At 50.9% G+C, this 772-nt stretch carries 1 protein-coding gene; it reads right to left on the bottom strand.

Going from position 1 to position 772, the window contains the following annotated elements; translation table 11 throughout:
* Positions 1-426: 426 nt before the first annotated feature.
* Positions 427-772 (bottom strand): hypothetical protein (locus Q4579_RS22960; protein WP_303567275.1); only part of this gene is annotated, 346 nt, incomplete at its 5' end.

Genomic DNA, 772 nt, shown 5'->3' on the forward strand with positions numbered 1-772 from the left:
CGCGGGAATGACAGTAATATTCTGATTTATAAAGTCTTCGTCGTTCCCGCGCAGGCGGGAACCCAGTGACGTTCATGCGCCGAAGCCACGTCTGAACGCTGTGAACAATGCGACAGAATGACTGAACCTTGCTGTGATTTGATCTGTTCCATGATGATTTGAACGCGCTTTGAGCCCGGCGCTCTCTGGATTCCCGCCTGCGCGGGAATGACAGTAATATTCTGATTTATAAAGTCTTCGTCGTTCCCGCGCAGGCGGGAACCCAGTGACGTTCATGCGCCGAAGCCACGTCTGAACGCTGTGAACAATGCGACAGAATGACTGAACCTTGCTGTGATTTGATCTGTTCCATGATGATTTGAACGCGCTTTGAGCCCGGCGCTCTCTGGATTCCCGCCTTCGCGGGAATGACAGTAATATTCTGATTTATAAAGTCTTCGTCGTTCCCGCGCAGGCGGGAACCCAGTGACGTTCATGCGCCGGAGCCACGTCTGAGCACTGTGAACAATGCGACAGAATGACTGAACCTTGCTGTGATTTTATCTGTTCCATGATGATTTGAACGCGCTTTGAGCCCGGCGCACTATGGTTTCCCGCCTGCGCGGGAATGACGGTAATATTCTGATTTATAAATTCTTTGTCGTTCCCGCGCAGGGGGAACCCAGTGACGTTCATGCGCCGAAGCCACATCTGAACGCTGTGAACGATGCGACAGAATGACTGAACCTTGCTGTGATTTGATCTGTTCAATGATGATTTTCGTGTGTTAGTA

Source organism: Photobacterium sp. 1_MG-2023 (assembly GCF_030547945.1).
In the GTDB taxonomy this organism is placed as follows: Bacteria; Pseudomonadota; Gammaproteobacteria; order Enterobacterales; family Vibrionaceae; genus Photobacterium.